Genomic DNA, 26,746 nt, shown 5'->3' on the forward strand with positions numbered 1-26,746 from the left:
GTCGTACCGCGCGGCGCACAAGATCGCCTCGCCGTCGTCGGCGAAGGGTTCAGCGGGGCTGCACGGCGTCCTTGTCTTCCGATGCATTCGAGGGGTGCGGCGCGGGCTCGTCCGGCGTGCTCACTCGGGTGGCCGGGTCGTTCGCCGTTCGTGGGCCTCGCCAGAGGTAGAGGACGGCGGCGAGGAAGATGATCAGGGAAGTCCAGTCGTTAAGGCGCAGGCCGAGGATGTGGTTGGCGTGGTCGACGCGTAGGGCTTCGATCCAGGCGCGGCCGACGGTGTAGGCGGCGACGTAGAGGGCGAACGCGCGGCCGCCGCCGAGCTTGAAGCGGCGTTCGGCCCAGATCACCAGGCCGGCCACGCCGAGGTCCCACAGGCATTCGTAGAGGAACGTCGGGTGGTAGAGGGCGACGGTCGGGGTGTCGGCGGGTCGGTGAGCAGGGTCGATGTGCAGCGCCCACGGCAGGGTGGTGGCCCGGCCGTAGAGTTCCTGGTTGAAGTAGTTACCCCACCGGCCGATGGCCTGGGCGACGACCAGGCCAGGTGCGAGGGCGTCGGCGTAGGCGGTCAGGGCGATGCCGCGGCGGCGGCAGCCGATCCAGGCGCCGAGCGCGCCGAAGGCCACCGCGCCCCAGATGCCGAGGCCGCCGTCCCAGATGTACAGCGCCTGGATGGGGTGGTGGCCGGCGGTGAAGTACAGCTCTGGGTCGGTGATGACGTGGTAGAGCCGGCCGCCGATGATGCCGAACGGGACCGCCCAGACGGTCACGTCGAGGACGTCTTCGGCGCGGCCGCCGCGGGCGACCCACCGGCGGCGGGTGATCAGGACCGCCACGATGATGCCGGCCAGGATGCAGAACGCGTACGCGCGTACGGGTAGGGGGCCCAGGTGCCAGACTCCCCGGGAGGGACTGGGCAGATAGGTCAAGATCATGGTGTCTCCCGCCGGCATGCCGGTGCTCGCCGCAGTCGGCCTCGGCGCCGGGTCGAGGTCACGGTAGGCCCGGCCACTGGCCAGGCATGCTCGCTTGGCACGTTACCGCCGGGCGTGGCCGCCGTTGTCCACGGGTTGGTGGTGCCGAAGCCGTGGGGGCGTTGGGTGCGGCCTGCGGGGCAGGTCGGCGCGTGCGGGCGCATCATGGGGTCATGACCTCTTCGCACGCGGCCGGCACGGTCTTTTCGAACCACCCCGGGCAGGGTGCGGCCGGTTCCGGGGCCGCGTTACGGCTGTCGGGTGCGGTCGTGCCGGTGGTCGGTACGGCTCGGGTGTACACGTGTGGGATCACCCCGTATGACGTGACGCATCTGGGGCACGCGGCGACGTTCGTGTGGTCGGATCTGCTGGCGTCGGTGTGGCGGCTGGCCGGGGTGGAGACGCTCGGTTGCCGCAACGTCACTGATGTCGATGATGTGCTGACCCGGGCCGCGGGTCTGCGCGGCAGTGACTTCGACCAGTTCGCGTTGCAGCAGGAGTACCTGTTCGACAAGGACATGACCGCGTTGCGGGTGCGGCGTCCGGCGCACGAGCCGCGGGCGCGGCATCACATCAGCGCAGTGCAGCAGCTCGCCGGGGCCCTGCTGGCCGGCGGGCGGGCGTATCTGCGGGACGGGTTCGTGTACTTCCGTGGGGCGCAGGTTGCCGCGGCGTGCGGGTTGTCGCGTGCGGAGGCGCTCGCGCGGAGCTCGGAGTACGGCGACGATCCGCAGGATCCGCGTCGTGACGACCCGTTCGACGTGGCGGTGTGGCGGCCGTCGGGTGAGGGCCAGCCGGCGTGGCCGAGCCCGTGGGGGCCGGGCCGCCCGGGCTGGCACGCGGAGTGCGCGGCGATGGCGCTGTCGGTGTTCGGGCCGAGTGTGGACGTGCTGGCCGGTGGGGAGGATCTGGTGTTCCCCCACCACGCGTATCAGGCGGCGATGGTCGAGGCGGTCACGTCGGTGGCACCGTTCGCGCGGGCGCGGTTGCACGTGGGGGCGGTGCATCAGGACGGCACCAAGATGGCCAAGTCGACCGGCAACCTGACCCTGGTCGCCGATCTGTTGCGTGATCATTCCCCGGCGGCGGTGCGGATGCTGCTGCTGGACCGGCCGTGGCGGTCGGTGTGGCAGTATCGTCCCGGTGATCTCGACACGGCGGCGGCCCGGCTCGAGCAGCTGTACGCGGCGGCCGGCCGCCCGGGTGGCACCGGTGAGGCCGCCATCGGTGTTGTCGTTGCGGCCCTGCTCGACGACCTCGACGTGCCCCAGGCGGTCGAGGTGGCGGTGGACGCCGGCGGCGACGCGGCGCGGCTACTGCTGCGGGTGCTGGCCCTGGCGTGAGCGACGCGGCCAGGGGCGCGGCATGAAGCGCGGGGTCCGGGCCGCGTACGCCGGGTAGTCGGGGAAACGGCGGGTGAGCTGGGTTTCCTCCCAGCGGGACTTCGCGGCGAGCAGCGCGGCCAGAGCCACGGCGGCGATGGCCCGAGGCAGGCTGCCGGAGGCGATGATCCACCCGGCGGCGGCCAGGAGCAGTCCGCTGTAGACGGGGTGGCGTACCCGGCGGTAGAGCCCGGTGGTGCGCAGGCGGGCAGCGTCGTTGGGTAGCGGTGAGGCGGTCAGGCCGCGGCCGAGTCCGGCCGCGGCGGCTGCGGCGAGCACCGCCCCGGCAACCGTGACGGCTGCGCCGGCCAGCCGCACCGGCCATGGTACGGGCCAGCCCGGTCGGGCCGGCGCGACAGCGACCGCCGCGATGAGCAGCAGCTGCGCGGCGACGAGACTCCACGCGATTATCTGCGGCCGGGAGCCGGCGCCGGAGTGAGGTGCGGCATGCATGCCGGCGGGTCAGGCCGTGATGGCGGGCAGCCGGTCGATGATCTCGGCCGGGGTGTGATCGCGGGGGCCGCGGTTGTAGGGCAGGGCGGACAGGATGCGGCCCATGGTGCAGGTGTCGCTCAGGGCGGAGAAGGTCAGTCCGGCGCCGATACCCGCGGCGAGCCAGCGGGCCTTGGGGGCGCGTAGGCCGGCGGCCAGCCCGGCCAGGACGAGGCCGCCGGCGACCAGGCGTACCTGACGTTCCAGCGACCAGCGGGCCCTGCCGCGAACGATGTCGCCGCCGGTGACGGCGTACTGCTCGACACCGCCATCGAGGACCCGCAGGCCGCCGGCGCCGGCTGCGGTGAGGCGGCGGCGGGCTTGCTCGGCGCGGGTGCCGGACTGGCACATCAGCACGACATCGCCGTCGAGGCGGGCGGCGACCTGTGGGGCGTGACTTTCGATGACGGTCAGTGGCACGTTCACGGCGCCGTCGATGTGGGTGGTCTCGTACTCGGCCGGGGTCCGCACGTCGACGATGCTCACCTGCCCGCCGCCGGTGAGCCGCTGGAACAGGGCGGTGACGTCGAGGCGGTCCGGGGCCGAGGTGGTCACAGAGTTTCTCCTTCGTTCGGATGTCCGGGCTTGTCAGGTGAGCAGGGTGTGTCCGGCGGTGTAGGCGGCGACGGCGAGGATCAGCACGGCGAACGCCCGGGTGGTGACAGTTTGTGGGAGCCGGTCGGCGATCTTCTTGCCGGCGAGGCTGGCGGCCATCGCGGCGAGGGTGAACGGGATGATGATCGTCCAGTCGAAGTGGGCGTGGCCGGTGCGGGCGGCCAGCGACGCGGCGGAGTTGATCGCGATGATCAGCAGGGAAGTGCCGACGGCGACCGGCATCGGCAGGTCGAGGACGATGACCAGGGCGGGGACGATGACGAAGCCGCCGCCGACGCCGAGGAAGCCGGTGAGGAACCCGACGAGCAGACCCGCGATGACGACCTTGGCGGCGGTGCCGGTGCGGGAGCGGGCGGGAGCGGCGGCTCGGGTGAGCTGGGCGGTACCGGTACGGCTCGTGCTGCCGGTCGAGGGGTCGGGTTCGTCGTCGTGGGGGGCGGCGGGTTCGTGGCGGGCGCGGGCGAGCATGCCGATCGCGGCGAGGGTCATCAGGGCGGCGAAGCCGAGGAGCAGGATGTGTGGCTCGACGTGCCGGTTGGCGGCGGTTCCGGCCACGGCGGCGGCGATCCCGGCGACACCGAACGCGATGCCGGTCGGCCAGCGCACGTGGCGGGAGCGGGCGTGCCCGACGGCGCCGACGACGGCGGTGAGCCCGACGATGATCAGGCTGCTGGTGGTGGCGTCCTGTGGGTTTTGCCCGAGCAGGTAGACCAGGGCGGGGACGGTGAGGATGGCGCCGCCGCCGCCGAGCGCGCCCAGGACCGCTCCGATGAGCAGTCCCAGGCCGGCGGCGGCGAACAGGATCACGCCACTGTCCCCTCGCGGCCGTCGTCGGTGCGCACGGGCAGTCCGGCCTGGGCCCAGGCGGTCATGCCGCCGGTGAGGTTACGGGCGTCCAGGCCGGCGGCGAGCAGTTTTCCGGTCGCGATGGTGGAGCGTTTCCCGGAGCGGCAGACCGCGATGACGGGCCGGCCGGCGGGCACGTCGGCGGGGTTGAGGGAGCCGAGGGGCAGGTGCAGGGCGTGCGGGGCGTGCCCGGCGGCCCATTCGTCGGGTTCGCGGACGTCGACGAGGGTGACAGCGCCCTCGCTGACGAGTTTCTCGGCGGTGGCAGCGTCGACGTCGGTGACTTCTGGTGTGGTCATCGGGGCTCCGTGAGGGTGGCGGCGTGCGGACGGCGACGTGGCCGGGGTGCGGGTCCGGTGACGTCGAGGCGGTAGCCGGTGCGGGCGGTGAACGCGGCGGTGACGCTGAACCGGTCACCGCGTACGAGGGTGGTGCGCCATTCCAGGGGCCGGCCGTGGTGCTCGGAGAGTCGTTCGATGGCGAACGCGGCGACGGTGTCGTCGATGCCGAGCTGGGTCCGTTCGGCGTGGGTGGGTATCACGGCGCGGATGTTCTCGCGGCCGCCGGTGAGGCGGATCCCGCAGCGGGCGGCCAGTTCGGTGTAGAGGGCGGTGTGGGTGAAGTCGGCGTCCAGCAGGGGCGCGGCGATCTGGGCGGGCAGCCACACCCGGTCCACGGCCAGAGGTTGCCCGTCGGCCAGCCGCAGCCGTTCCAGGTAGAGCAGCGGGGTCGACTCCTCCAGGCCCAGGCGTACGGCGACGACCGCGTCGGCGCGGACGTCGAGGCGGCGTACGACGCTGTGCTGGTCCTGACCGGCGGCTTCCACGGCGGCGAACAGGCTGTACAGGGCGCCGAGGGGCTGTTCGATCTCCGCGGTGCCGGCCAGTCGTGGCTGGCGCCCGCGTTCGGCGACCACGACGCCGTCGTCGCGTAGCCGCCGCAGCGCCTCGCGGACGGTGTGCCGGCTGACCGCGTACTGCTCGATCAAGACCAGCTCGCCCGGGAACGCTGTGGCGAACTCGCCGGTCTCGACCCGGCGGCGCAGATCGGCGTGGACCTGCGCCCACAACGGCAGCGCGCTCGCCCGGTCCACCCGCGCGGGCCCTGACTCGCTCATCCCCGCCCCGCCTTCGTCTCGTCGCTCTACTTGCCGTTCACCTTGACTCCACGTAATGTACGGACATTCGGACTCGATGGGCAAGGTGGGGGTTTCGTCGTGGTGGACGTGGCAGTGGTACAGACCAACGAGCTCGGCGACCGCAGCTACATCGCCCACGACGGGCAGCTCGCGATCGTGATCGATCCACAGCGTGACCTGGACCGTTTGCAGGCGGTACTGGACGAGCACGGGCTGCGCTGCGCGATGGTGCTGGAGACGCACATCCACAACGACTACGTCTCCGGCGGGCTGCAACTGGCCCACCAGCACGGCGCCCCGTACGCGGTCAACGGCGCCGACGAAGTCACCTTCGACCGCCAGTCGGTGGCGGACGGTGATCGGCTCGACGTCGGGGACATGCAGATCCAGGTCGTGGCCACCCCGGGACACACCGACACCCACCTCAGCTACGTGATCACCGGCGGCCACACCCCGGCCGCGGTATTCACCGGAGGATCGGTCCTCTACGGCAGTGTCGGGCGCACCGACCTGATCGACCCGGCCCGCACCGAGGAACTCACCCGGGCGCAGTACCGCTCCGCGCACCACCTCGCCGGTCTGCTCGACGACGACGCGCGGATCTTCCCCACCCACGGGTTCGGCAGCTTCTGCTCCTCCGGGTCCGCCGCCGGCGGCCAGGACAGCACGATGGGCCAGGAGAAGGCTCGTAACGACGCGCTGACCGCACCGGACGAGGACACGTTCGTGGCGAAGCTGGTCGCCGGTCTGACCGCCTACCCCGCCTACTACGCCCACATGGGTGCCCGTAACCGCGACGGCGCCGGCCCCGTCGACCTGTCCCCACCGCACCAGGTCAACCCGGCCGAGCTGCACAAACGCATCAGCGCCGGCGAGTGGGTGGTCGACCTGCGCGACCGCACCGCGTACGCCGCCGAGCACCTGAGCGGCACCATCGGTATCGCCCTGGGCCAGCAGTTCGCCACCTACCTCGGCTGGCTGATCCCCTGGGGCACCAGCCTGACCCTCATCGGGGAAAACCCGCAACAGATCGCCGACGCCCAGCGCCAGCTGGTGCGCATCGGCATCGACCGCCCCGACGGCAGCGCCGTCGGGACCCCGCAGGACCTCGCCGACGGCCACGACCTCCGCGGCTACCGCCGCGCGACTTTCGCCGACCTCGCCGCCGCCCAACAGGCCGGCGACCCGGTCACCGTCCTGGACGTACGCCGCGACGACGAACGCGCCCACGGCAACGTGCCCGGCTCCACCCACCTGCCGCTGCACTCACTGCTCAACAACCTCGACAAGGTGCCGCCGGGACCGCTGTGGGTGCACTGCGCCAGCGGCTTCCGCGCCAGCATCGCCGCCAGCCTGCTCGACCGCGCCGGCCACGACGTCGTGCTCATCGACGACGAGTACGCCACCGCCGTCGACTCCGGCCAGGCCACCGGCTAACCCCTACCCCCACCGGTTCACGCCGACGGATCGTGTCCGCCGACGACCTCACACCCCATGGAGGCACCGTCATGAGCACACCCACCATGCACCACCGCATCCTGATCATCGGCGGCGGCAGCGCCGGCATCGACGTCGCCGCCCGGCTACGCCACGCCCAAGCCCCCGACGTCGCCCTGCTCGACCCCGCCGACACCCACTACTACCAGCCGCTGTGGACACTGGTCGGCGGCGGCTGCGCACCCGCCAAGGAAAGCGCCCGCCCGCAGGCGTCGGTCATGCCCAAAGGCGTCGCCTGGATCAAGGACTCCGCCACGGCGATCGACGCCGACAACCAGGTCGTCACCACAGGCACCGGCGCCCGGATCAGCTACGACCACCTCGTGGTCTGTCCTGGCATCCAACTGGACTGGGGCAAAATCCCCGGCATGGCCGACGCCATGGACACCCCGGCGGTCTCCAGCAACTACACCTACGCCACCGCCCCGAAGACCTGGGAACTGATCCGCAACCTGCGCTCAGGCACCGCCGTGTTCACCATGCCGGCCGGGCCGATCAAATGCGCCGGCGCCCCGCAGAAGATCGCCTACCTCGCCGCCGACTACTGGCGCCAGCAAGGCGTCCTGAACGACATCCGGGTCGTGCTGGTCCTACCCACCCCCGGCATGTTCGGCGTCAAAGTCTTCGCCGACGAACTCGAACGCGTCGTCGCCCGCTACGGCATCGAAGTGCACAAGAACAGCGAACTCGTCGAAGTCGACGGCGCCGGCCGCCAAGCCATCGTCGTGGACCACGCCGACGACAGCAAACAAGCCATCAGCTACGACCTGATGCACGTCGTCCCACCCCAGTCCGCCCCCGACTGGCTCAAGGCCACCAGCCTCGCCGACCCCGACAACCCGGCCGGCTACGTCCAGATCGACAAACACACCCTGCAGCACACCCGCTACCCAAACGTGTACGCCCTCGGCGACGCCGGCAACAGCCCCAACTCCAAAACCGGCGCGGCCATCCGCAAACAAGCACCCGTCGTCGCCCGCAACCTGGCCGCCACCATCAAAGGCCGGCCACTACCCGCCTCCTACGACGGATACGCGTCCTGCCCGCTCACCACCGCCCGCAACAAGATGCTGCTCGCCGAATTCGACTACACCATGCAACCCGCCCCGAGCATCCCGTTCATCGACACCACCCACGAACGCACCGACATGTGGTACCTCAAGCGCTACGGGCTACCCGCCCTGTACTGGAACCTCATGCTCCGCGGCCGCGCCTGACCGAAGAGAGACCCGTTGACCAGCCCACCGGCACCGCCGGGCGTCGTGATCCACCTCAACGACGCCGACCCCGACCACCACCAGGCCGTCCTGCGCAACATCAACAATCTGCGCGCCGAACTCGGCGAGGACACCCCCACCGAACTGGTCGCCCACGGCCCCGGACTCGACATCTGCCGGACATTGACCCCGCACGCCGCCGCCGTCACCGCCCTGATCACCGAAGGCGTGACGGTGGCGGCCTGCGCCAACACCATGCGCAGCCAGCACCTCACCGCCGAAGACCTGATCGACGGCGTCCACATCGTGCCCGCCGGTGTCGCCGAACTCATCCGCAAGCAACGCGCCGGCTGGTCCTACCTCAAGCCCTAACCGGCCGAACAGAACCGTCAGAACGGCACTTTCGCGCGGTGCGCCGCGCTCACCGCGCACACGGCGCGACGCCATAAAGCCCGAAAGCCACCCATAGCCGCGCCATCGGGAGAAGACACCCGAGCACGCGTGGGCTGGACAGAGGAAACAGGGATCGTTGACATCAGCGGGAAGTCCTCAGCTCGCGGTCGACAAGGCCGGAAGGCGCCGCCGGGCGATACCGGTCGCAGACGGCGATGTCGGCGATGCGCTGCGGCGTATCCACGACGGCCACGTCGAGGTCGATGACGGCACCGAGCCGGGCCACGGGGGCAGTCAGATAGACGTACCAGCGCACCGCCTGATCCGTCAGGAACCGACGGCGGAACTCGTGACGTTTCTCGCTAGCCCAGATCAGGTCGTAGTAGATCGGGTTCAACGACATGAGCACCGGCGCGCGAACATCGCCGGCGGCTCCGGCGTCATCGAACAGGCCGGGTTGCTCGCTGCTGGTGAACAGGTTCATCGTCACCTAATCCATATTGCTGTATACGTGAGGGTAGCTGCTCGCGCCCGACGGCGTGTTGCATCGGCGGGGTCGGTGTATTTCCTCGCTGCTCGCCCTCCGGCCGGCGTCGTCAACTCCCGCTGCGGTCAACCGGCAGCTCAGCGTCACGGTCTCGACCTCCGGCACCCGCCCCACCCCGACGTGAATCTGATCCGGCGGGCCGGGGTCCCTGGCCAAGGGCGCCGAACGCGCGTCCGACTGCCGGCCCGTATCCATAGCCTGACCACGCGGTTCGCTAAGCAGCATCGGTAGGGCTCGTGTTCGTATCACGGGGTGGGCTCCTGGTGGTTCACTGCTTAGCGGGCGCAGGGGATGCTTGGTGATAAGGCCGAGGCGCGTAGCTATTCGTTCGGCCCAGTCGTCGCAGCACCGAATTGGTCCGGCGGATAGGCGCCGACGACGTCCGTGGTGGCGAGTACGGCGATCTGCGACGGGTGATTGAGTAGGCGACTCGCTCCGGCGTGACGGAGGATCGCTGCGGAGTGGGCACCCCAGGTTGCGCCCGCGACGCGGACACCGGCAGCCCGGCCGGCGACGACGTCGCTGGCGGAATCGCCGACATACCAAGCCTGCCAGCGGGGCACACCGAGCTGGGTTAAAGCCCGCCAGATGGGGGCCGGCGACGGTTTGGGAGAGGCATCGTCATAGCAGACCAGGGTGTCGACTAGCGGTGTGATGGAAGACAGGTCCAACATCTGCAGTCGCCGTCGCCGCTGCAGCGTGACGATGCCCTGCTGGATGCCGGCCTCGCGGAGCTGCCGCAGCACCGCCACCGCCCCGGGTGCGACCGTGGCGAGGTGGGCGTGCCGTGCGTAAGACAGATCGAAGTGCTCGGCGACGGCGGCCTGTGGATCCTTCACTCCGAGGGTGTGCAGCGCGATGACCGGTGGCATCGACAGGACCTGGGCGACAGCCACATCAGTGGGAGTCAGGCGGAGGACTGCTTCGGCGACGTCGGTGAGGACGGCGGCCATCAACGCGGTGCTGTCGAGCAGCACCCCGTCGAGGTCGTAGAGCACGGCGCGCACGCGCCGGCCATGGCCGGTTATCACGGGGGCGAGTGGTGGCGAGGTAGAGGGGGGTAGTCCGGCGTTGACAAGTGGGTGAGGCATGAGGCTGGTCGGTGGCATCGGGGTCATCCAAGAGTCAGGCTGGGGCTGGTGGTGATCCGTAAGTCCCAACCCGGCAGGTCGTTTCCTCCACCGGGCACGAGGCTTGTGCCGAACCATGCGGCGCTGGGGCGTCCGGCTTGTTCCCATCGGTCCAGCCAGGTTCGCAGCGCGGTCAGGGACGGGGAAGCAGCGGTGTCGGCGAGGATGGTGCCGTCGGTCAGGATGACGGCTGCTGTGGTCGCGGTGGTGTGCCCGATGCCGCGCCGGCCGTCGTGCAGAGCGGCGGTGCTGCGGTGTGCTCCGCCGGCCATCACGGAGTACGCCGTCCACGAGGGCCAGTCCGGGGGCGCTCGGTGGTAAGTCTCGGTGTGACCGGGGTTGCGCAGTAGGTGGAGGGCGGAGCGGGCCCCGCTGTGCTGCGGGTCGTCGTGATCGCGCCAGCCGATGGATATCCACGCGGGGTTGGGGTGGTCGGTGTGGTGGTCCACCCAGCGTCCGGGCAGGGTAAGGGCGTCTTCGACGGCGGCGGCGGTGCTCTGGGCGTAGCCACCGAAGGTGACCGTCTCGACGCGCGGTTGTCCTGCGGTCACGGTAATGGTGGTGACCAGGGTGGTGGATGGCTGCGCGGCGATGGGCAGGCAAGCCACGATCCGTCCGTCTGGGGCGAGTTGATCTACCCACGCCCGGGGTAGCCGTGGGGGTGTGCACCAGGCGGCGATGCGCTGGTAGGGGGCGTGTGGCGGGTGGCCGTTCATGCCGTCGGCGGTGTGGCAGGTGATGGTGGTGAGGCCGCGTTGGCGGTGCAGGCGGTCCGCCCAGTCGACGAGGTGGGCGCTGATGTCGATGCTCGTCACGCGTCCGGTCGCGCCGGCTCGGGCGGCGAGGAACGCACCGGAGTAACCGGTGCCGGTGCCGATCTCCAGCACGTGGTCGCCTTCGCATACATTCAGGGCGGTCACGTCGCGGTGGATGGCCTCGGCCGTGGATCGGTGCAGGGTTTCGCCGCGATCTGCGTTGTGGACGTAGAACTGCTCGGGGACGCTGGCGGGCAGCGGGTCGGTAGCGGTCACAGGACTCCTTCCGCGGATGACCGGTGAAGCGTGGGCGGTCTCGTGAGGGATAGAGCTCTCCCGGCCGGGTTCGGAGCTGGCATGCCCCTGCGCCTCCGTACCGGGTTGAAGATCAAGCTAGTGGTGCGCGGCGACCCGAAGAATCTCGGTTACGACTCGGACGGCGGCATCTGGTCGGCCATGTGCCGCGGCGGCTTGGGACATCGCGGTTCGGAGGCGGGAGTCAGTCAGTAGGTTTGTGATGACGGCGCGGAGCTGGTTGGAGGTGGCCTGGTCGCCGTCGAGCATGACTGCAGCGCCTTCCTTTGCCTCAGCACAGCGGTGAGTAGGCGGGACATACGGGTGGTTCGGACGTGGGTCAGCCGAACAAGTCAGGTTGGTCGGCTGTCCCCGTAGGCAGTGCAACGCCGGCCGCAAGCCGAAGGCTCTCGAAAGTCGGCGGCTTCGCCGGCCACCGCCGGGAGATCAGCTCCGGTAGCAGGTGGGCGGTCGCGACGGTGTCCCAATAGGCGCGGTGTGGCTGGCTGCCTCCGGCCGCCGCCTGCATCGTCTGGGTCTGCTGCACCGGTAGGTGACATCTGAGATGGCTTGCCCTGGTGGCGGGCTGGAAGGATGTCGCCGTGCCCAAGCCCTACCCTCGTGAGTTCCGTGATGATGTCGTGCGGGTGGCTCGTGACCGTGACCCGGGCGTGACGGTCGAGCAGATCGCGAAGGACTTCGGAGTTCACCCGATGACGTTGTTCAAGTGGTTGCGCCAGGCTGACGTTGACGCTGGGACCAGACCGGGTGTCAGCGGCAGCGACTCGGCCGAGTTGCGTGAGGCCCGCAAGCGGATCCGGTTGTTGGAGCAGGAGAACGAGGTCCTGCGCCGGGCCGCGGCGTATCTGTCGCAGGCGAACCTGCCGGGAAAAGGCTCTACCCGCTCGTGAGCGAGCTGGCCGCCGACGGTATCCCCGTCGCGGTGACGTGCCGGGTATTGAACATCGCTCGTCAGCCTTACTACCGGTGGCTTGCCCGCCGTGTCACCGACGCCGAACTGGCTGAGGCGCATCGGGCGAACGCGTTGTTCGACGCCCATCGTGATGACCCGGAGTTCGGATATCGGTTCTTGGCCGACGAGGCCCGCGCTGCCGGCCAGCCGATGGTCGAGCGCACCGCCTGGAAAATCTGCTCCGGCATGGGCTGGTGGAGCGCGTTCAGCAAGAAGAAGCGTCAGGGCAAGGGCGGCAAGGTCGGTCCGCCGGTGCACGACGATCTGGTGCGCCGCGACTTCACCGCCGACGGCCCGAATCGGTTGTGGCTGGCCGACATCACCGAACACCGCACCGGCGAGGGCAAGCTGTATCTGTGCGCGATCAAGGACGTGTGGTCCAACCGGATCGTCGGCTACTCCATCGACTCACGCATGAAATCGAGGCTGGCCGTCAATGCCCTGCACAACGCCGTAGCCCGCCGTGGTGACGTGGCCGGCTGCGTGCTGCACACCGACCGCGGGTCCCAATTTCGCAGCCGGAAATTCGTCCGTGCCATCAACCAGCACCACGTGACCGGGTCGATGGGCAGAGTCGGCGCCGCCGGCGACAACGCCGCCATGGAATCCTTCTTCGGCCTGCTGCAGAACAACGTCCTCGACCGCCGGACCTGGACCACCCGCCAGCAGTTGAGGACCGCGATCGTGACCTGGATCGAACGGACCTACCACCGCCGCCGACGCCAACGTTCCCTGTCCCGGTTGACCCCTATCGAGTACGAGACCATCATGACCCCACCGGCCAGTCAGGCCGCGTGACTGAAACTGTCACCTATCGGTGCAGCAGACCCACCCGTGGACGAAGCCGCCCCATGACAGATCGCGGCGAGTGGTGATCAGAATGTGGCCGCGCACGAGGTTGCCGAGGACATCCTCGACCGCCGCGCGAGAGCCGACGTCGTCGAGGATGAGCAGCCACCGGTCGTGCTCTTGAAGCCAGCGAAGGGCCCACTCCGTCAAATCCGCCTCAGCGGTCCCGGAGCGCTGCCTTGTCAGCCAACGAGCCAGGCGGGCTAGGCCGGCGGCGATGGCGTCGGCGCTGTCCGCCGTACTGAACCACACGACGGGGTGACGGTCACGGTTCCGGGCGGCGTACTGCAGGGCCAACTCCGTCTTGCCAGTTCCGCTCAGACCGTGAATCACCGTGACGCGGTGCCCCGACCGTCGCACATCGCAGTCAAGTTGGGCGAGCTCGACCTCTCGGCCGGCGAACGGCTGGGTCGGTGGCCGAGGAAGTCCGATCATCGATGGCTCCGCCAGCGTCGGAGAGCGGCGTGGCCGGCCTCGCCGGCTGCTCTTCTGAATCTCCGCCGCAGTTCTTAGCCGCTCCCACTGCGCCAGGGACCGCAGGGGGAAGTCGGGAGCCTTAGCTAGCAGGTATTCGATCACGGACAGAAACAGCGTTGCATCCGACGGTACGGACTTGCCGCGGAGCCAGCCGCTCAAGGTGGAGTCGCTCAGAGGTGACCGGCCCCGACCCTGCCCCACAGCGTTAATGATCGCGGCGAGGGTAGGCCGCCCAGCAGCCAAGCGCACCTTCCGGAACTGCTCGGCAAAGGCGGCTACGCGTTCGGTCTCGGAGTCCACCCGACTATGAAACACCCTCGCCGTCGATGAACCCGAGGAACTCCTCGGAATCGTCGGAAACATGACCTTGACCAGGCAAATCAGGGTCCGATTGCAACAACTGGGCTCGCCGGAATCTCGCTGCGTTGCGACAACTGTTCCCGTCGACACGCGATGTAGTGACCGGAGGACACTGATGACTAACCTCGGGGCGTTGCTTCCCGCAAGCGCTCAAGCCGCTGTCTGGATAGCCGCCGGATATGGGGCAATCGTTGCGGCTGCCGCCACCACCGCCCTGGTTACCGACAGCGCGGCCCGCCGCCGTGCCGCGTTGACGGTGCTCAGACTCCTCCTCCGTCACCACTAGAAGAGGACGAGGTGTCAGCTGCGCGGGTGAGAGCGATCCTGGCGCTGAGTGGGACGCGTCCTCAGTCGCGGCGGCCGGACTACCGGCCTGGCCACTACACGGACCGTAGGAGTCTCAAGAGTGACGGAGGTCTTCCACCGGCCGAGTTGGCCGGCCAGCGGTACATGTCGCTCGTCGAGCAGCCGCCACAACACGGAACCGCAGTCGGCGCACCGGCCGTGCTGCACCGCGATCCCGGACGGGTGGGCCGACTCGCGGGCGATGACCACGGGGCCGCCGCAACCGCTGCAACCGGCAACTCGGGCCATGTCCACCAGTCCACCGTAGGCGTCGAGTGCACCGCCCGCGACTGCTGCCGCAAGGTCGGCTTCAGCATCGGGCCCCGGTGGCTTGGTCCAGGCTTGGGCACGCCGGCGAAGCTGAGCGGGTCGGGCGGCGTTGAGGCGAAGGCTGTGATTGCCTCGACGGCTGTCTCCGCACCACGGTGACCGACCCCACCACCACGGCGGCCGATCCGGCCGATGAGGTGCCGGCGGGGGATGAGGTGCTGCACGGCGAACTTCCGCCGGCTCGACGTCGATGGGTGGCTGGCCAGCCGACAACTGCCGCCAGGCGCCGACCGAGACCGGCTCCGCGAGCTGCCAGCCGACGTCGCCCGGACGCGCAAGGGTCGCCGCTCCGGGCACACGGCGCATGGACGGCGCCGGCACAGAGATCGATTCGCCGGATTGGCCTATGAATAGGTCCTTCGGGTCATGCCGCCAACGCCTCGTGGAGCGACCGGGCGGCCGGCAGCTCCGGCCAGCGCCGCGCCAACACCCGGTCCAGCGCCCGAAGTTCCCCGGCGATCCGTCCCGATCCCGATTGTCGGCACACCTCGACACAGGCAATACCAAGCTCGGCGGCTCGCAACGGATCCGGATCGACACCCGCGACGACCACATTGGCCAGCTTCGCCCGCAGATGCACGCGATCCCGGGCCAGATGAGCCGGAGTCTCCTGAATCTTGCGCTCCAGGATCGCCGCCGCCTTCGTCGGGTCGCCCGCGCTGCGGAACGCGCTCGCGCTTTGCTCCTCCAGGGTCGACAGGTCGTAGCTGTGCAGGTAAACCGGTGCCGTCGGGCGTACCTCGTCGGGGTGGTCCCGCAGCAGGTCTGCCGCCTTGTCGAGGCAGCCACGGAATCTGTCGACGTCGCCGAGTTGCGCCCAACCCCGGGCCTCCTGCTGGCTGGCCAGCGCGATCAACTTCGGGCTGACGTCGCCTCGTACCTGCTGGGCGGCGGCGGCCAGGCCGATGACGGCGGCCGGGTCGCTGTCAAGGGTGGCGATGTTGCTCTTTCGCACGAGCATGTACGCCACCATCTCGTCGTCGCCTGCGGCCTGCGCCCACTGCGATGCCCGGTCGGACCAGTGCAACGCGGCGGGCAGTTCCCCGGCGTCCTGGTGCAGCCAGCCGGCGAACTCGGCGTACTGGGTCAGCAGCCGCAGCACCGGCTGTTCGGCGCCCGGAGCGACGTGCCGGCGAAGGCCGTCGAGGACATCGAGCTGCGCCATCACCGGCCCGAGGAGTTGCCGGGGGCCGAGCATCTTGTCGGCGGTGTAGTGCTCGGCGAGCAGCCGGCGGAAGTAGTCGAGGACCTGCGGGTCGGGTCGGCGTGGGCCGTCGAGCATCCGGCGCACCCGGTCGGCCTGGTCGAGGTCAGTCACGCCGGCAGGCAGCACGGCCCGCAGCGCGCCGGTAGCCAGCAGGTGAGAGAACTCGCGTCGCGTCAGGGTCACCTGCACGATCCTTCCGTCCGCCGTTCGTAGCTCCAGCCTCACCGTATCGCCGGAGCCGGCGTCCATGGTGGCCCCGGGCGCGGCCCGGCTTGCTCGCCTGGGCGCGGGATCGGGCGGAGCCAGGGAACGGATCCGGGCGAGGAGCCCGCCGCTGTGCAGCGCTTCGTCAAGGGCCCTGACCACAGCAGGGTCAACGAGGTGTTCGCCGCGTTCGGCGCGCGACAGGCGGGTGAAGTCGTAGTGGGAAGCCTTGCCGAGTGCCCGCAGGGATAGCCCGGCTTCGGTACGGAGCCGTCGCAGGGCGAGGCCGAACACGGCTTGCACGGCCGGCTGGGCGGCGGGGTCGGGAAGCGCCTTCTCATTCATCCCTGCCGATGTTGCCGCAACAGCCAAGTCGTTCACAAGGGGTCTTCCCTCCACGACGCTGAGTGAAGAACGGGCAGGAAGCCAAGGCAGAAACACGAAGGAGCAGAACATGACCACGACCACGCTCGACCCAACGACCGCCCTGAGGCGGGGATCCTCGCTGGTGTCTCCCGAGCTGTTCGCTCGACTCACCGACCGCATCGCCAAGGACAACCCGGACCTGCCCGCCGACATGCCGGCGCGCATCCTCGACCAGGCGTTGGCATTCCTCGCCGCCGCTGCCGTCACGACCGCGCCGATCGGCCCGTCCGACCTGGTCGACATCGGCTGGCACACCTTCCTGCTCCACACCCGCGACTACGCCGAGTTCTGCGACCGGATCGCCGGCCGGTTCATCCACCACGAGCCGGAGGACGGCAGCGAGTGGCCGACCACCCCCACCACCGGGGCCGTTCCGCTGACCAGGGCCGTCGAGGCCATCACCAGCGCCGGGTACCAGATCGACCGGCCGCTGTGGCACGGCAAGGTGGACTGCACGCAGTGCCACGCTGGATGCACCGACAGCCCGACACGCTGACCTGCGCCACGCCCAACCGCTGCGGCGGCCGTAGGCTGCAACCCGTCTACGGCCGCCAGCGTCAGCGAGGGAGCGGGATGCCTGACCGACGCTGGGAGGATCTCCCGGCCGCCGTGCGGCTCGTCGTCGAGTCTCACACCGGTCCGGTCCGAGGGGCCCAGTCGGCGTCGGCCGGTTCCGTGTCAAACATCGCCGCGACCCTGGAAACCGCCAGCGGACCCGTCTTCTGCAAGGCCATCCAGACGGACAACCCGCTGGTCCGGATGCACCGCACCGAGGCCCGGGTCAACCCATGGCTGCCCGACATCGCACCCCGGATGCGATGGAAGGTGGAGGAAGCCGGCTGGCTGGTTCTGGGCTTCGACCACGTGCCTGGCCGGCACGCCGTTCTGTCCCCAGGCTCGGCCGACCTGCCGGTCATCGCCGACACGCTGACCGCACTCGCTCAGGGGCTGACGCCGTGCCCGCCGGTCCGGGTTCAGGCCGCCACCAAACGGTGGGAAGGCCGCATCGACCCCGAGATGGTCGATGGCGACACCCTCGTACACACCGACGTCACACTGTTCAACTTCCTCCTCGGCGCCCGGGTGCGCGTCATCGACTGGTCCATGCCCTGCCGGGGCGCGGCGTGGATCGACACCGCCTTGATGATCGTGCGACTCATCCGGGCCGGGCACGGCCCGGATGGGGCCGAGGGATGGGCCGACCAGATCCCGGTCTGGAAACAGGCCGACCCGCCTGCCATCGACGCCTTCGCAGCCGCCCTCGCCGACCTCTGGGAACAGCGGCGCCACGAGAACCCAGCCCCGCACCGAGGGCCGCTCGCGGTAGCCGCCCGATCCTGGGCCAACTACCGGAATCCGTCGGCATAACGAGAGCGACGGCCTCTGCCTTTGTGATCACCGCTGCCAATCGTGTGAAGCTGCCGAGGCGGGATCAACGCCGGATCGGAGGGCTATGGTGCGTGTTGCGACCGGCCGGAGCCCGACCCGCCGTTACGAGGCCGTCGCGTAGGGACGCTTCGGCATGCTGTCGAACCGTTCGAACAGGCTGGCGACTTCCTTGGCCGGGAGCTTGCCGCGGTACGCCATCAGTCCGGCGTAGTCATCGTCTTCGAACATCACATCCAGAATGCCGTCCCAGTCGTAGTCTGCGCTCGATTCGGGTAGCTGCGTCACCTCGTCCTCGAAGGTGTCGGTTTCAAGGAGGGCGTTGGCGCGGTCGGTCATCAGGTGAAGGGCGACTTCCTCGGCGCTCGTTCGCGGTTGGGGCTCCTGACCGTGGGCGAGGTCAGTGGCGAGGTTGAGGAAGGCGGTACCGAACAGGTCCACCGCAGCGGGGTTCAGATGCTGAACGAACGGCGGGAAGTCGGCGAGAATCTCGGGGTCTCCGATAACGCCGCTGAGTTCGTCGCTGAGGATCTCCGCTGCGGCGTGAAGCAGCAGCGCGGTTCGCGGCGTGATCACCGGCATCAGGCAGGCGTCGCACTCGGAGCTTTCGCAGGCTGGGCAGTCGAGGCATCCGTCGCCGCATGTCGTGCAAGTGCTACACCCCCCCGACGGGCAGCCGCTGACGGGGAAGCTGGCGATTCCGGCGGTGATCCGGCGCCGCAGACGGACGGCCAAGGCAAGCCTGCTTGGGCGAAGGGCGTCCAGGACCGATGTGACAGAGGCGCGGACCGGTCCCGGCTCGACGGCGAGCGCGGCCAGCAGTCGGTCCCGGGTCAGCTCGGGCGGGTGTTCCACGGTCAGCAGATTGAGCATGTCCGCGATGATGTCGGCCCGCTCCGCTGTGGGGAAGGTGGCTAGGGCCTCCACCGTTTCCCCTTTGCCATGGTCGACGATGGCGAACACTCGGTGGGTGCTGGCGGTGTGCTGCGGCAGGAAGCCGTGATAGGTCGGGTTCATCTGGAATTCCTTGTGACGGGCAGGACAGCCACAGATGCGGGCAACCTGCGAGGGAAGAAGCATGGCGGGGCTGCACGTCGCGGTGCGTCCACGACGCCGTTGCCCAGAAGAGTCTCGAAGCTGCCTGCCAGGGTTCGACCCCAGCCGCGTTGCCAACTCCTGTCTATCAGAGTCGATCCCACGGGGGCAAACTTTCGGCGGTTCCTGGCGGCGACTCTGCGCGGCGCGAGCGGCGAATGCGGCAGTGGCGCCACGCCGCGCAGTCCCGGGAGCACCGCATCCGGGGACGATAAGGGCCGCGCTGCCGTCGCAGGGGTCTAACAGGCTTGGCGTCTAGTGACCGTTTTCCCGTTGCCGGTGACTACGACGACTGCGGGAACGTGTCGGGCTGACTCGCGGCGAGCAACGCCGCGCCGTTGCCTGTCTCACCGGCATCACGACGTTACCGGCGAGCTTCATCCGGTCAGGGGGCGGTCGCCACGGTCGACCAGCGGTAGGTGGAATCTTCTCGGCGTAACGCGATCAGCGAGGCCGCGCTGATCGTCGCTGTCACCGGCGGTAGGTGCCGCAGTTCGGCCAGCCGGGCGCGAATGGGTGAGGTGGGTGCGGGGGGCGCCGCTGTAGGCGATGGTGATGTGGGGTCGGAACCCGTCGGCTGGTTCGGGAACGACGGGCCACACCGCGGCGATCGAGGCCCGGACCGCGTCGCGTACTCGTTCGACGGCGGCCCAGGGGCGAACGAGTAGGCCGATGCCTTCGGCGTCGGGGTCGACGGGCCCGAGCGACAGCTGCAACGGCGGCAGCCTGCCGCACCGATAGCGGGCTTCGGCGATCATCGCCTGGAGGTCGCTGTCGGACACCTCGTCGGTGAAGCCGACGCCCTGCGTGGTCAGGTGCAGGCCGTCGAGCGGCACCAGGTCCAACCCCGGCAGCAGGGCGAGTTGCTGTTGAAGGTCGATGACGTGGTCGTGGAGTGCCGCCTGGTGCTGGAAGGTGAGGTGCCAGGTGTAGAAATGACGGCCGGGGTGCCAGCCGGGACGCCAGTACCAGTGCTTGATGAGGGTCTGCAGGTCCTGGTAGGCGGTCCACCGTTGTCGCAGGCTGGTCGTCTCCCGGCTGCTCATGTCGGTGATCGTAGGCTCGCCGGTGGTGCCGTGCGGGGGTGTGTGCGTTCGGCGAGCAGGTTCGCGACGTCCTGTATCCGTGGGTGGCGGCGCAGGGGGTGAGCGGTGGCGAGGAACTGCTCGGTGCGCTGGTGGACGGACTCGAAGCGGTGCTCGGCGGTGAGGGCGAGCGCCTGTAGTGCCAGCTCGGCGGCCTGGTCTGGTTCGCCGGCGTGAAGGTGGGCGGTGGCCATGTCGAGGCGGCTGAGTGCTTGCGGGCCGCGAAGCTGGGCGGTGTCGAAGGCGGCGATGGCGGTGGTGAGGTGACCGGCGACGGCGGTGGTGTGGCCGAGGGCCAGGTAGGCGGTCGCCGCGTTGGCCGCGGCCCTGGTGAGGCAGTACGGGCCGAGGGTGAGGCTGGTGCTGACCTGCCCGTCCGACGGGTGCTCGGCCAGCAGTTCGAACGTCCGGTCGACGGCGCGGTCGACGCCGTTCCGGTCGCCGAGGTGGGCGAGCGCCCGCGCCTGCCCGTTGATCGTGAGTCGGATCCGGTGTGGGCCGGTGCCGGCGTGGCGGAGGCTGTCTTCGGCGTAGGCGAGCGCGTCGCGGTGGTTGCCGGTGTAGAAGGCGATCAGGCTTTGGGTGGCGCGGGCCCAGGCCTGGGTGTCGGGTTGCTGGGCGGCGTGGGCGAGGTCGAAGGCTTCGGCGGCGTAGGCGTGCGCGACGCGGAAGGCGCGCAGGTCCAGGGCGAGGGCGGCGAGGAGCCCGGAGAGGTGCGCGGCGGCGGTGTAGAGCCGGGCGCGTTGCGGTGGGTGCTGCCGGGTGCCCATGAGGTGGTCGACGTTTCCGCGCAGCGGACGCAGCCGGGCGACCAGGGCCGCCGGTGGGCAGCGTTCGTTGTCGGCGATCGCGTGCCGGACTTCGTCTTCCAGCTGCGCTAGCCGGTTGTCGTCGTCGCTGGTGGTGCTCAGCGCTGACCGGCGGGCGGTGATGGTGTCCTCGGGCTCCCACCACGGGGCTGCGGTGTCGTTGGTGAGGCCGGTACCGCTGAGGGGTACCGCCGAGCGGCGGCGGCGATGGTCCAGGTCGGTGATGCGGTCGTACTCGGCGGTGAGCGTCCCGCCGGTGCCAAGTACCTGGTCGCAGCGGGTCCAGAATGGGCGTTCGGGCTGCTGTCGGCCGGTTTCGGTGTTCGCCACCGAGCTGCGCCCGTACTGCACGAGCCGGGCGAGGCTGTGCTGGGTGTGGCCGGCGTGCTTGCGCAGGTGGGCGAGGTGGCGGCCGAGCGCGCGGCGGGCGGCGGTGATCTCGTCGTGCTCGACCATCGCTGCCACCCCCCCGGTCGCCGCGGTCACGGTGAGCGAACACCATAGCTGCCGCCGGTGACATTCTCAGCCGCCGGAGCCGAGCCCCGCCGGGACCGCCAGCGGTGATCGCCCGGGCATAGGCCGGTGTCCACAGGTCGGGTAGTGGTTCTGTCGATCTGGGCATGGTGTCGGAGTTGGTGTCGGCATCTGCCGACAATGTCGGCGCCCGGCGCTGCGGGCGTGTCGCCCCTGCCGCGTCCTACGGTCTCCGCATGCCTTCCGGACCCCGCGATTTCACTGCCGATCTGCCCCGTAAGCGGATGGCCGCCGGGCTGCTGATCACCGATGCGGACGAGCGGATTCTGCTGGTCGAACCGGTCTACAAGGCGGACTGGGAGATCCCCGGCGGATGCGTCGAGGCCGGTGAATCGCTACACCAGGCCGCCATCAGGGAGTGCCGGGAGGAACTCGGTCTGGACCTGTCGTCGGGCCGGCTGCTCGTCGTGGACTGGGTACCTGCCCGCGACGGGCGTACCGAAGGCGTCATGGTCATCTACGACGGCGGCACTCTCGATGCCACCGCGACCGGACGGATCGTGCTGCCGTCGGCCGAGTTGAAGGGTTGGGCGTGGTCCGACCCGCCACAGACCGGCCAGCGGGTAGGCCCGCTGCTGGCCCGCCGGATCGCCGAGGCGCTACACGCCCGCACCGATGGGTGTAGCCACTACCTCGAAGACGGCGTCCGGGTCACCTGACCCCCGGGCCACCGGGCTCTCCCTGACGAGGGCGCGGCCCCGGCGTAACCGCCACGACCACCCCCGGGCAGCTGCGCGGCCAGCCGCCCGCCGTCCAGACACCACCAATCACCCGGGTTTCGCCCTGCTCACCATCGGGAGGTACCACCATGCCCACAACCGACCACCCTGACCCGACGCCTGCCCGGCCCGGACTCCCGCTACGGGATTCGGTGTTGCCGGAGCTGCGCGAGGTGTGGTGGGAGACCGGCGTCCGGGCCAGGGCGCAGGCCGGTCTGTTCGCCGTCTTCTCCGAGCTGCCGAAGCTGGTCTGCTCCGCGCTCGTGGTGAGCTGGCGCGCCGACCGGGTACGAACGTCGGTCGTGGCGGTCACGACGGTGGGCGCGGGGGTGCTGGCCGCGTTCGGGCTCCTCGCCGCGCAGCGGGTGCTGGTCGAGTTGTTCGCCGGCGGACCGACCGCCGACAAGGTCACCGCCGCACTGCCCGCCCTGATCGCGCTCGCGGCGGTGACCGCGCTGCGCGCCGGGATGGCCACCGCGATGGGGTACGCGCAGAACGGCCTCACCCCGAAGGTGGACCGGGAGGTCGAACGCGGCCTGTTCGAGGTGACCACCGCGGTGCGGTTGGAGGCGTTCGACGCCGACGCGTTCGCCGACGACATGGAACGCGCCTCCCGTGGCGCGAACTCCACCACCGGCCTGGTGCAGGCTTCGATGAACCTGCTCGCCGGGCTCGCCGGGGTCCTCGCCGTCGCGGTCGCCGTCGTGGTGGTCCACCCACTGCTACTCCTCGCCCTGCTGGTGGCGACCGTGCCGAACGGGTGGGCGGCGCTGCGCGCCGGACACCTGCGCTACCAGACCTACGCCGCCGGCTCGGTCCGGCGACGGCGGCTGTGGCTGCTGCACCGGCTGATGGCCGAACGCGACTCCGCCCCGGAACTGCGCTCCTACGGCCTGCGCGGCTTCCTGCTCGACCAGTACGACAGGGTCATGGCCGTCGAGACCAGCATCCAACTCGCCCTGGCGCGGCGGGTCACCACGACCACCACCGTCGGCGCCATGATCGGCGGCCTGGCGACCGCCGTGGTCTACGTCCTGCTCGGCCTGCTGCTCATCGACGGCCAGATCCCCCTCGCGGCGGCAGCGACCTGCGTCATCGCCGTGCAGGCCGCGCAACGCTCCCTGGCGGTGGTGACCTTCCAGGTCGACCGGGTCTACACCGAGGGCCAGCATTTCCGCGACTACACCGGCTTCATGACCCGCGCCGCCGACTACCTGCCACCACACACCGGCCCGGCCACCGGCACGCCAGCACCGGACCGGCTGCGGGAGATCACCGTAGACGCGGTGAGCCTCCGCTACCCCGACCGCGACACCGCCGCCGTCGACCAGGTCACCCTGACGATCGAGGCGGGGCAGACGGTGGCGTTCGTCGGGGAGAACGGCTCCGGCAAGTCCACCCTCGCCACCATGATCGCCACCCTACGCACGCCCACCAGCGGCAGCGTTTGTTACAACGGCCGACCAGTCGACGAGTGGGGCATCGACGCGCTGCGGGCGCGGATCGGCGTCGTGACGCAGGAGTACCACAAGTGGCCGTTCACCGCCGCCACGAACATCGCCATCGGCGACATCGCCACCACCGCCGAGCAGGACCGGATCGAAGCCGCCGCCGCCCGCGCCGTCGCCCACGACATGATCACCGAACTGCCACACGGGTACGAGACGCTGCTCGACCGCACCTTCGCCGGCGGGCAGGACCTCTCCGGCGGGCAGTGGCAGCGCATCACCGCCGCCCGCGGCTTCCTCCGCGACGCCGACCTGCTCATCATGGACGAACCCTCATCCGCGCTCGACCCCCGCGCCGAGGACGCCCTCTTCCAGGCCATCCGCGACCGCCAGGGACGGGGCACCACGATCCTGATCACCCACCGGCTGGCCAACGTCCGCCACGCCGACCGCATCTTCGTCCTGCACCACGGCCGTCTCGTCGAGGCCGGCACTCACGACCACCTCATGAGCGCCGACGGTCGGTACGCCGAGCTGTTTACCCTCCAAGCAGCCGGCTACGACACCACCACCGGACCCGCCGCGGCAGTACCCCGGCAGACCGCGACCGCCTGACGGAGCAGACCATGACGACGCCGAACCCCACGAAGCCCCGCCTATTGGGAGAGTCGGATATCAGAAGGTGCGCAATGCTGCGGCCATCGGCGTACGGGCCGATGTGCACGGGTAGGTACAGACGAACATGCACAGCGTCGTGCAGACGGACGACGAGACGACCGGGTGCACGTCCGACGCATCAACCTCCGCGAGCCGACCAGCGGACTCAGCGAGACTCACAGGAACGGGTCGGCGGCCGTCGTAACGATCCGTCACCAGCGACTCGGCATCGACCACGTGGCGCATCCGCCTCTGCCGATGTCCGGATACTCCGTGCCGTCACAGCACCGACTGCGGTGCAGACGGCCCGCCTCGGGAGTGCCGCACCTCAGAGCGTTGTCCGACGCGTCGAAGGGAGGCAGCCAGGCCGAGCCGCCCGACCACTCAGAATATTTTGGGCAATGCCTGAGCCGAGTACCTACGCTGAAGCATGGCGTGCCAGCGGGTCTCAACGGAAGGCGTGTGTGGGGGATCGACATGGAGGTGAGAGCGATCTTCGAGCTGCCGGTGCACATCTGGGTGATGTGCGATGCGCTCGATGCGACGTACCCGACCGGCTACGACAAGCTCCGGTTCAACATCGTGATGCCCGATGACCGACCACCCGTAGGCGGGGCCCCTCCTATGCCCGGCGTCGAGTCGCGGCCCGAGGTCGGCGAGCAGGTCGTGTGGGTGAAGGAATATGCCGCCTTCATTCCCGAGTCGCTGCGGCCAGCCACCGCGCTTCATCGCGTGATCGTGACCGACGTCGAGGGCCCCAGCTACGACCACAAGTCGTGGTTTACCCCCGAGCATCAGCTCGCTGCATACATCAACAGGTGGTTCAACGACGTGCGCACCTGGACTGAAGTCCTGACCGGCCAAGACCTCGACCCCAATCACCGTGTCTACGACGCAGAGTCGGTCGGCGCAGGGCTCACATTTATCGAACCGCCGCACGACGGCGCCTTGGGTTTCACGATGACTACACCTCGCGTCCTTCCACTTCGCGCTCAGGAATGGGCTGACATCCTCGGGTTCGTCCGTGAGGGCAAGGAACCGCCGCTCGAAGAGGTGCTCAGTCGTGACGCACGGGCCGCATTCAGACGGGACGCTTACCGGCGCGCAATCATCGACGCAGCTACCGCCCTCGAGATTGCCCTTGGCCGGCACGTCTGCAGCCACGCCGACCAACTGTCCGAAAGGCAGCGAGGACGCATCAGTGAGCGGACGGCTCTCGGCGGTTACGTCTCAATCGCCGAGGACTCCGGCCTTCCGCTCGCTGTTTCGGTCGATCGGCTGCGCTGGCTGAACAGCCTTCGCAACGACGCCGCTCATCGTGGTGCGGCGCCAGGTCACTCGGAAGCCGGCGCCGCAGTGAAGATGATGATCGAATTCCTCGCCGTTTATGGACAATTCCCCAGGACAGGTGGTAGCGAGCCTGACGGCGGGGAGTTGGTGCTGGCGACCTCCTGAGAGCGACGACGTCAACGGCGGTCAGCTTGGGGAGGTACCGGAAGCTGAAAATGACAACCCGTGCCATGAAGGCGCTGCCGGAGGCAGGCCAGGCTTGATCAGGACATCCGGATCTGCCGCACCGAGCGCGTGGGCAGCCGGTATGGCCGTCGCCGCTGGTAGCCAAGCCTTGCTGGCGTGGACGTCCGGTGTGGTCGCGCTGGCTGCGTTCAAAGTGTTCGGGTCGCCCAGACCGGCTGGTGGGGCTTGTCGTTGTGCACGATGATGTCGGCGTGATCGGTCGGGCGGACCGTAGCAGTAGAACTGCTGGGAGGGGATGTAACGCTCGCGCCAGCGGCGTTCGACATCGTTTCGAGATGACAGCCGGTGCTCTCGGATTACGGCACGATCCACGGTCGCATCGAGGGCAGTCGACACGAAGATGCGCAGGTCCCACCGATTAATCAACTCCGGGCGCATGAGGAAGACGCCGTCGAAGACCAGCACGGCGTCGGCGGGCGCAGTCGCGACCGGCGGGGAGAGGACAGCATCCGAGATGGGGTCGTAGACGGCGTGTTGGAAGCGTCGATCTCCACCCGGGCCGAGCGGATCGAGCAGAACCCGGTTCAGCGCCTCGTGGTCGTGGGTGTCGAAGTAGCAGCCTTCGGCCGAGTACTCCCCGCGCGGATAGCGCTGTGCCCGGGGAAAGAGGAAATCGTCGATCGTCGCGCGGATGACGTCGCACCCCTGTGTGCGCAAGACGACGGCCAACTCGTCGGCGAGCGTGGTCTTGCCGGCGGCGGGCGGTCCGTCGATGGCAACCCGCGTCGGGTGTGCGACTGCGACGGACGCGACTGCCTCAACCACGCGGCCGAGCATCTCGTCGCGGGTGCCTTGGCCCATGTCCTACCTCCTCCTACCCGCTCGGTCGACACCCGCATCATCCTCCGCATCGAAGGACCCGGGGTTGTCAGGCTGATCGCCCTTGATCCGGCATCCGCACATGCCGCGGATCGGCTTCGACGCCATGGCTTACAACTCCTAACTAAATGATGCTGGGCGTAACCGGTTGGACGTGAGGGTCGTTCTGTCTGAACGTGAGGAGGGGTCAGCAGCCGCCGTGGGTGGT

At 69.6% G+C, this 26,746-nt stretch carries 24 protein-coding genes and 1 pseudogene; 10 read left to right on the top strand and 15 right to left on the bottom strand.

What is annotated here, in order from left to right:
• Positions 1–49: 49 nt before the first annotated feature.
• Complete coding sequence (gene lgt, locus ACFYZF_RS15125) at positions 50–934, bottom strand: prolipoprotein diacylglyceryl transferase (RefSeq protein ID WP_187691560.1); 885 nt, start codon at positions 932–934, stop codon at positions 50–52.
• Positions 935–1,146: 212 nt separating this feature from the next.
• On the opposite strand from lgt, the gene ACFYZF_RS15130 reads away from it, so the two are divergent.
• Positions 1,147–2,316 (top strand): cysteine--tRNA ligase, encoded by a 1,170-nt coding sequence (locus ACFYZF_RS15130; RefSeq protein WP_187691563.1) that lies wholly within the window; start codon positions 1,147–1,149, stop codon positions 2,314–2,316.
• On the opposite strand, the gene ACFYZF_RS15135 is transcribed toward ACFYZF_RS15130, so the two are convergent.
• The 5 genes from ACFYZF_RS15135 to ACFYZF_RS15155 are packed head-to-tail and all read right to left on the bottom strand — an operon-like array spanning position 2,287 to position 5,425.
• Entirely contained in the window at positions 2,287–2,808 is a 522-nt protein-coding gene (locus ACFYZF_RS15135; protein ID WP_187691561.1) for an isoprenylcysteine carboxylmethyltransferase family protein, read from the bottom strand. The genes ACFYZF_RS15130 and ACFYZF_RS15135 overlap by 30 nt on opposite strands.
• Before the next feature lie 9 nt (positions 2,809–2,817).
• Positions 2,818–3,402, bottom strand: a complete 585-nt coding sequence (locus ACFYZF_RS15140; RefSeq protein ID WP_274477754.1) for a rhodanese-like domain-containing protein — start codon at positions 3,400–3,402, stop codon at positions 2,818–2,820.
• 33 nt (positions 3,403–3,435) lie between these two features.
• Positions 3,436–4,269, bottom strand: coding sequence for a sulfite exporter TauE/SafE family protein (locus ACFYZF_RS15145; RefSeq protein WP_274477755.1), 834 nt, complete (start codon positions 4,267–4,269; stop codon positions 3,436–3,438).
• Positions 4,266–4,607 (bottom strand): rhodanese-like domain-containing protein, encoded by a 342-nt coding sequence (locus ACFYZF_RS15150; RefSeq protein ID WP_208812871.1) that lies wholly within the window; start codon positions 4,605–4,607, stop codon positions 4,266–4,268. The genes ACFYZF_RS15145 and ACFYZF_RS15150 overlap by 4 nt, the downstream gene beginning before the upstream one ends.
• Positions 4,604–5,425 carry a GntR family transcriptional regulator gene (locus ACFYZF_RS15155; RefSeq protein WP_208812869.1) on the bottom strand — a complete coding sequence of 274 codons (822 nt, stop codon included), beginning with the start codon at positions 5,423–5,425 and terminating at the stop codon, positions 4,604–4,606. The genes ACFYZF_RS15150 and ACFYZF_RS15155 overlap by 4 nt, the downstream gene beginning before the upstream one ends.
• 99 nt (positions 5,426–5,524) lie before the next feature.
• On the opposite strand from ACFYZF_RS15155, the gene ACFYZF_RS15160 reads away from it, so the two are divergent.
• The 3 genes from ACFYZF_RS15160 to ACFYZF_RS15170 all read left to right on the top strand — a co-directional run bounded on the left by ACFYZF_RS15160 (position 5,525) and on the right by ACFYZF_RS15170 (position 8,532).
• Positions 5,525–6,883 carry an MBL fold metallo-hydrolase gene (locus ACFYZF_RS15160; protein WP_187692054.1) on the top strand — a complete coding sequence of 453 codons (1,359 nt, stop codon included), beginning with the start codon at positions 5,525–5,527 and terminating at the stop codon, positions 6,881–6,883.
• A gap of 71 nt (positions 6,884–6,954) precedes the next feature.
• Complete coding sequence (locus tag ACFYZF_RS15165; protein WP_208812868.1) at positions 6,955–8,160, top strand: FAD/NAD(P)-binding oxidoreductase; 1,206 nt, start codon at positions 6,955–6,957, stop codon at positions 8,158–8,160.
• Positions 8,161–8,175: 15 nt separating this feature from the next.
• Positions 8,176–8,532, top strand: a complete 357-nt coding sequence (locus ACFYZF_RS15170; protein WP_187690160.1) for a DsrE family protein — start codon at positions 8,176–8,178, stop codon at positions 8,530–8,532.
• A gap of 163 nt (positions 8,533–8,695) precedes the next feature.
• Here ACFYZF_RS15170 and ACFYZF_RS15175 read toward each other — a convergent pair whose 3' ends face one another.
• From ACFYZF_RS15175 to ACFYZF_RS15185, 3 genes are all read right to left on the bottom strand, one after another.
• A complete protein-coding gene (locus ACFYZF_RS15175) occupies positions 8,696–9,043 on the bottom strand; it encodes a hypothetical protein (protein ID WP_387020320.1) in 348 nt (115 codons plus the stop codon).
• A 377-nt stretch (positions 9,044–9,420) separates the two neighbouring features.
• On the bottom strand, positions 9,421–10,098 hold the full coding sequence (locus tag ACFYZF_RS15180; RefSeq protein WP_387020322.1) for an HAD family hydrolase: 678 nt from the start codon (positions 10,096–10,098) through the stop codon (positions 9,421–9,423).
• A gap of 116 nt (positions 10,099–10,214) precedes the next feature.
• The gene (locus ACFYZF_RS15185) at positions 10,215–11,261 is read right to left on the bottom strand and encodes a protein-L-isoaspartate O-methyltransferase (protein ID WP_387020325.1); all 1,047 of its coding nucleotides are present in this window, start codon (positions 11,259–11,261) and stop codon (positions 10,215–10,217) included.
• Positions 11,262–11,881: 620 nt separating this feature from the next.
• Here ACFYZF_RS15185 and ACFYZF_RS15190 point away from each other — a divergent pair.
• Positions 11,882–13,050 (top strand): IS3 family transposase gene (locus ACFYZF_RS15190; RefSeq protein WP_387020327.1). Its coding sequence is split into 2 segments (ribosomal slippage): positions 11,882–12,166 and positions 12,169–13,050, totalling 1,167 coding nucleotides; the frame shifts between segments, so codons are not numbered across the junction.
• A gap of 9 nt (positions 13,051–13,059) precedes the next feature.
• On the opposite strand, the gene ACFYZF_RS15195 is transcribed toward ACFYZF_RS15190, so the two are convergent.
• On the bottom strand, positions 13,060–13,878 hold the full coding sequence (locus ACFYZF_RS15195) for an AAA family ATPase (RefSeq protein WP_387020330.1): 819 nt from the start codon (positions 13,876–13,878) through the stop codon (positions 13,060–13,062).
• A 1,099-nt stretch (positions 13,879–14,977) separates the two neighbouring features.
• Positions 14,978–16,492, bottom strand: coding sequence for a multiprotein-bridging factor 1 family protein (locus ACFYZF_RS15200; protein WP_387020333.1), 1,515 nt, complete (start codon positions 16,490–16,492; stop codon positions 14,978–14,980).
• On the opposite strand from ACFYZF_RS15200, the gene ACFYZF_RS15205 reads away from it, so the two are divergent.
• The gene (locus ACFYZF_RS15205) at positions 16,479–16,946 is read left to right on the top strand and encodes a glycine-rich domain-containing protein (protein WP_387020336.1); all 468 of its coding nucleotides are present in this window, start codon (positions 16,479–16,481) and stop codon (positions 16,944–16,946) included. The genes ACFYZF_RS15200 and ACFYZF_RS15205 overlap by 14 nt on opposite strands.
• Positions 16,947–17,059: 113 nt before the next feature.
• Positions 17,060–17,818, top strand: a complete 759-nt coding sequence (locus tag ACFYZF_RS15210; RefSeq protein ID WP_387020339.1) for a hypothetical protein — start codon at positions 17,060–17,062, stop codon at positions 17,816–17,818.
• Between the two features lie 123 nt (positions 17,819–17,941).
• On the opposite strand, the gene ACFYZF_RS15215 is transcribed toward ACFYZF_RS15210, so the two are convergent.
• From ACFYZF_RS15215 to ACFYZF_RS15225, 3 genes are all read right to left on the bottom strand, one after another.
• Complete coding sequence (locus tag ACFYZF_RS15215; RefSeq protein ID WP_387020342.1) at positions 17,942–18,853, bottom strand: hypothetical protein; 912 nt, start codon at positions 18,851–18,853, stop codon at positions 17,942–17,944.
• 455 nt (positions 18,854–19,308) lie between these two features.
• Positions 19,309–19,977 carry a 2'-5' RNA ligase family protein gene (locus tag ACFYZF_RS15220; RefSeq protein WP_387020345.1) on the bottom strand — a complete coding sequence of 223 codons (669 nt, stop codon included), beginning with the start codon at positions 19,975–19,977 and terminating at the stop codon, positions 19,309–19,311.
• Positions 19,974–21,281: a helix-turn-helix domain-containing protein gene (locus ACFYZF_RS15225; RefSeq protein WP_387020348.1), complete on the bottom strand. Its 1,308-nt coding sequence runs from the start codon at positions 21,279–21,281 to the stop codon at positions 19,974–19,976. The genes ACFYZF_RS15220 and ACFYZF_RS15225 overlap by 4 nt, the downstream gene beginning before the upstream one ends.
• 254 nt (positions 21,282–21,535) lie before the next feature.
• Between ACFYZF_RS15225 and ACFYZF_RS15230 the strand changes: the two genes are divergently transcribed.
• From ACFYZF_RS15230 to ACFYZF_RS15240, 3 genes are all read left to right on the top strand, one after another.
• Positions 21,536–22,018, top strand: a complete 483-nt coding sequence (locus ACFYZF_RS15230; protein ID WP_387020351.1) for an NUDIX domain-containing protein — start codon at positions 21,536–21,538, stop codon at positions 22,016–22,018.
• A gap of 149 nt (positions 22,019–22,167) precedes the next feature.
• Positions 22,168–24,141: an ABC transporter ATP-binding protein gene (locus ACFYZF_RS15235; protein ID WP_387020354.1), complete on the top strand. Its 1,974-nt coding sequence runs from the start codon at positions 22,168–22,170 to the stop codon at positions 24,139–24,141.
• 519 nt (positions 24,142–24,660) lie between these two features.
• Positions 24,661–25,638, top strand: coding sequence for a hypothetical protein (locus tag ACFYZF_RS15240; RefSeq protein ID WP_387020428.1), 978 nt, complete (start codon positions 24,661–24,663; stop codon positions 25,636–25,638).
• A gap of 209 nt (positions 25,639–25,847) precedes the next feature.
• On the opposite strand, the pseudogene ACFYZF_RS15245 reads toward ACFYZF_RS15240, so the two are convergent.
• A pseudogene (locus tag ACFYZF_RS15245) lies at positions 25,848–26,520 on the bottom strand (cytidylate kinase family protein).
• Between the last annotated feature and the right edge of the window lie 226 nt (positions 26,521–26,746).

The organism is Micromonospora sp. NPDC001898, assembly GCF_042891255.1.
Taxonomy (GTDB): domain Bacteria; phylum Actinomycetota; class Actinomycetes; order Mycobacteriales; family Micromonosporaceae; genus Micromonospora.

Bases quoted from the DNA above. Each gene is read 5' to 3' on its own strand.
- ACFYZF_RS15220 (WP_387020345.1), bottom strand. From the start codon at position 19,977: ATGAGCAGCCGGGAGACGACCAGCCTGCGACAACGGTGGACCGCCTAC.
- ACFYZF_RS15150 (WP_208812871.1), bottom strand. From the start codon at position 4,607: ATGACCACACCAGAAGTCACCGACGTCGACGCTGCCACCGCCGAGAAA.
- ACFYZF_RS15135 (WP_187691561.1), bottom strand. From the start codon at position 2,808: ATGCATGCCGCACCTCACTCCGGCGCCGGCTCCCGGCCGCAGATAATC.
- lgt (WP_187691560.1), bottom strand. From the start codon at position 934: ATGATCTTGACCTATCTGCCCAGTCCCTCCCGGGGAGTCTGGCACCTG.
- ACFYZF_RS15165 (WP_208812868.1), top strand. From the start codon at position 6,955: ATGAGCACACCCACCATGCACCACCGCATCCTGATCATCGGCGGCGGC.
- ACFYZF_RS15155 (WP_208812869.1), bottom strand. From the start codon at position 5,425: ATGAGCGAGTCAGGGCCCGCGCGGGTGGACCGGGCGAGCGCGCTGCCG.
- ACFYZF_RS15240 (WP_387020428.1), top strand. From the start codon at position 24,661: ATGGAGGTGAGAGCGATCTTCGAGCTGCCGGTGCACATCTGGGTGATG.
- ACFYZF_RS15130 (WP_187691563.1), top strand. From the start codon at position 1,147: ATGACCTCTTCGCACGCGGCCGGCACGGTCTTTTCGAACCACCCCGGG.
- ACFYZF_RS15235 (WP_387020354.1), top strand. From the start codon at position 22,168: ATGCCCACAACCGACCACCCTGACCCGACGCCTGCCCGGCCCGGACTC.
- ACFYZF_RS15215 (WP_387020342.1), bottom strand. From the start codon at position 18,853: ATGAACCCGACCTATCACGGCTTCCTGCCGCAGCACACCGCCAGCACC.
- ACFYZF_RS15225 (WP_387020348.1), bottom strand. From the start codon at position 21,281: ATGGTCGAGCACGACGAGATCACCGCCGCCCGCCGCGCGCTCGGCCGC.
- ACFYZF_RS15230 (WP_387020351.1), top strand. From the start codon at position 21,536: ATGCCTTCCGGACCCCGCGATTTCACTGCCGATCTGCCCCGTAAGCGG.
- ACFYZF_RS15205 (WP_387020336.1), top strand. From the start codon at position 16,479: ATGACCACGACCACGCTCGACCCAACGACCGCCCTGAGGCGGGGATCC.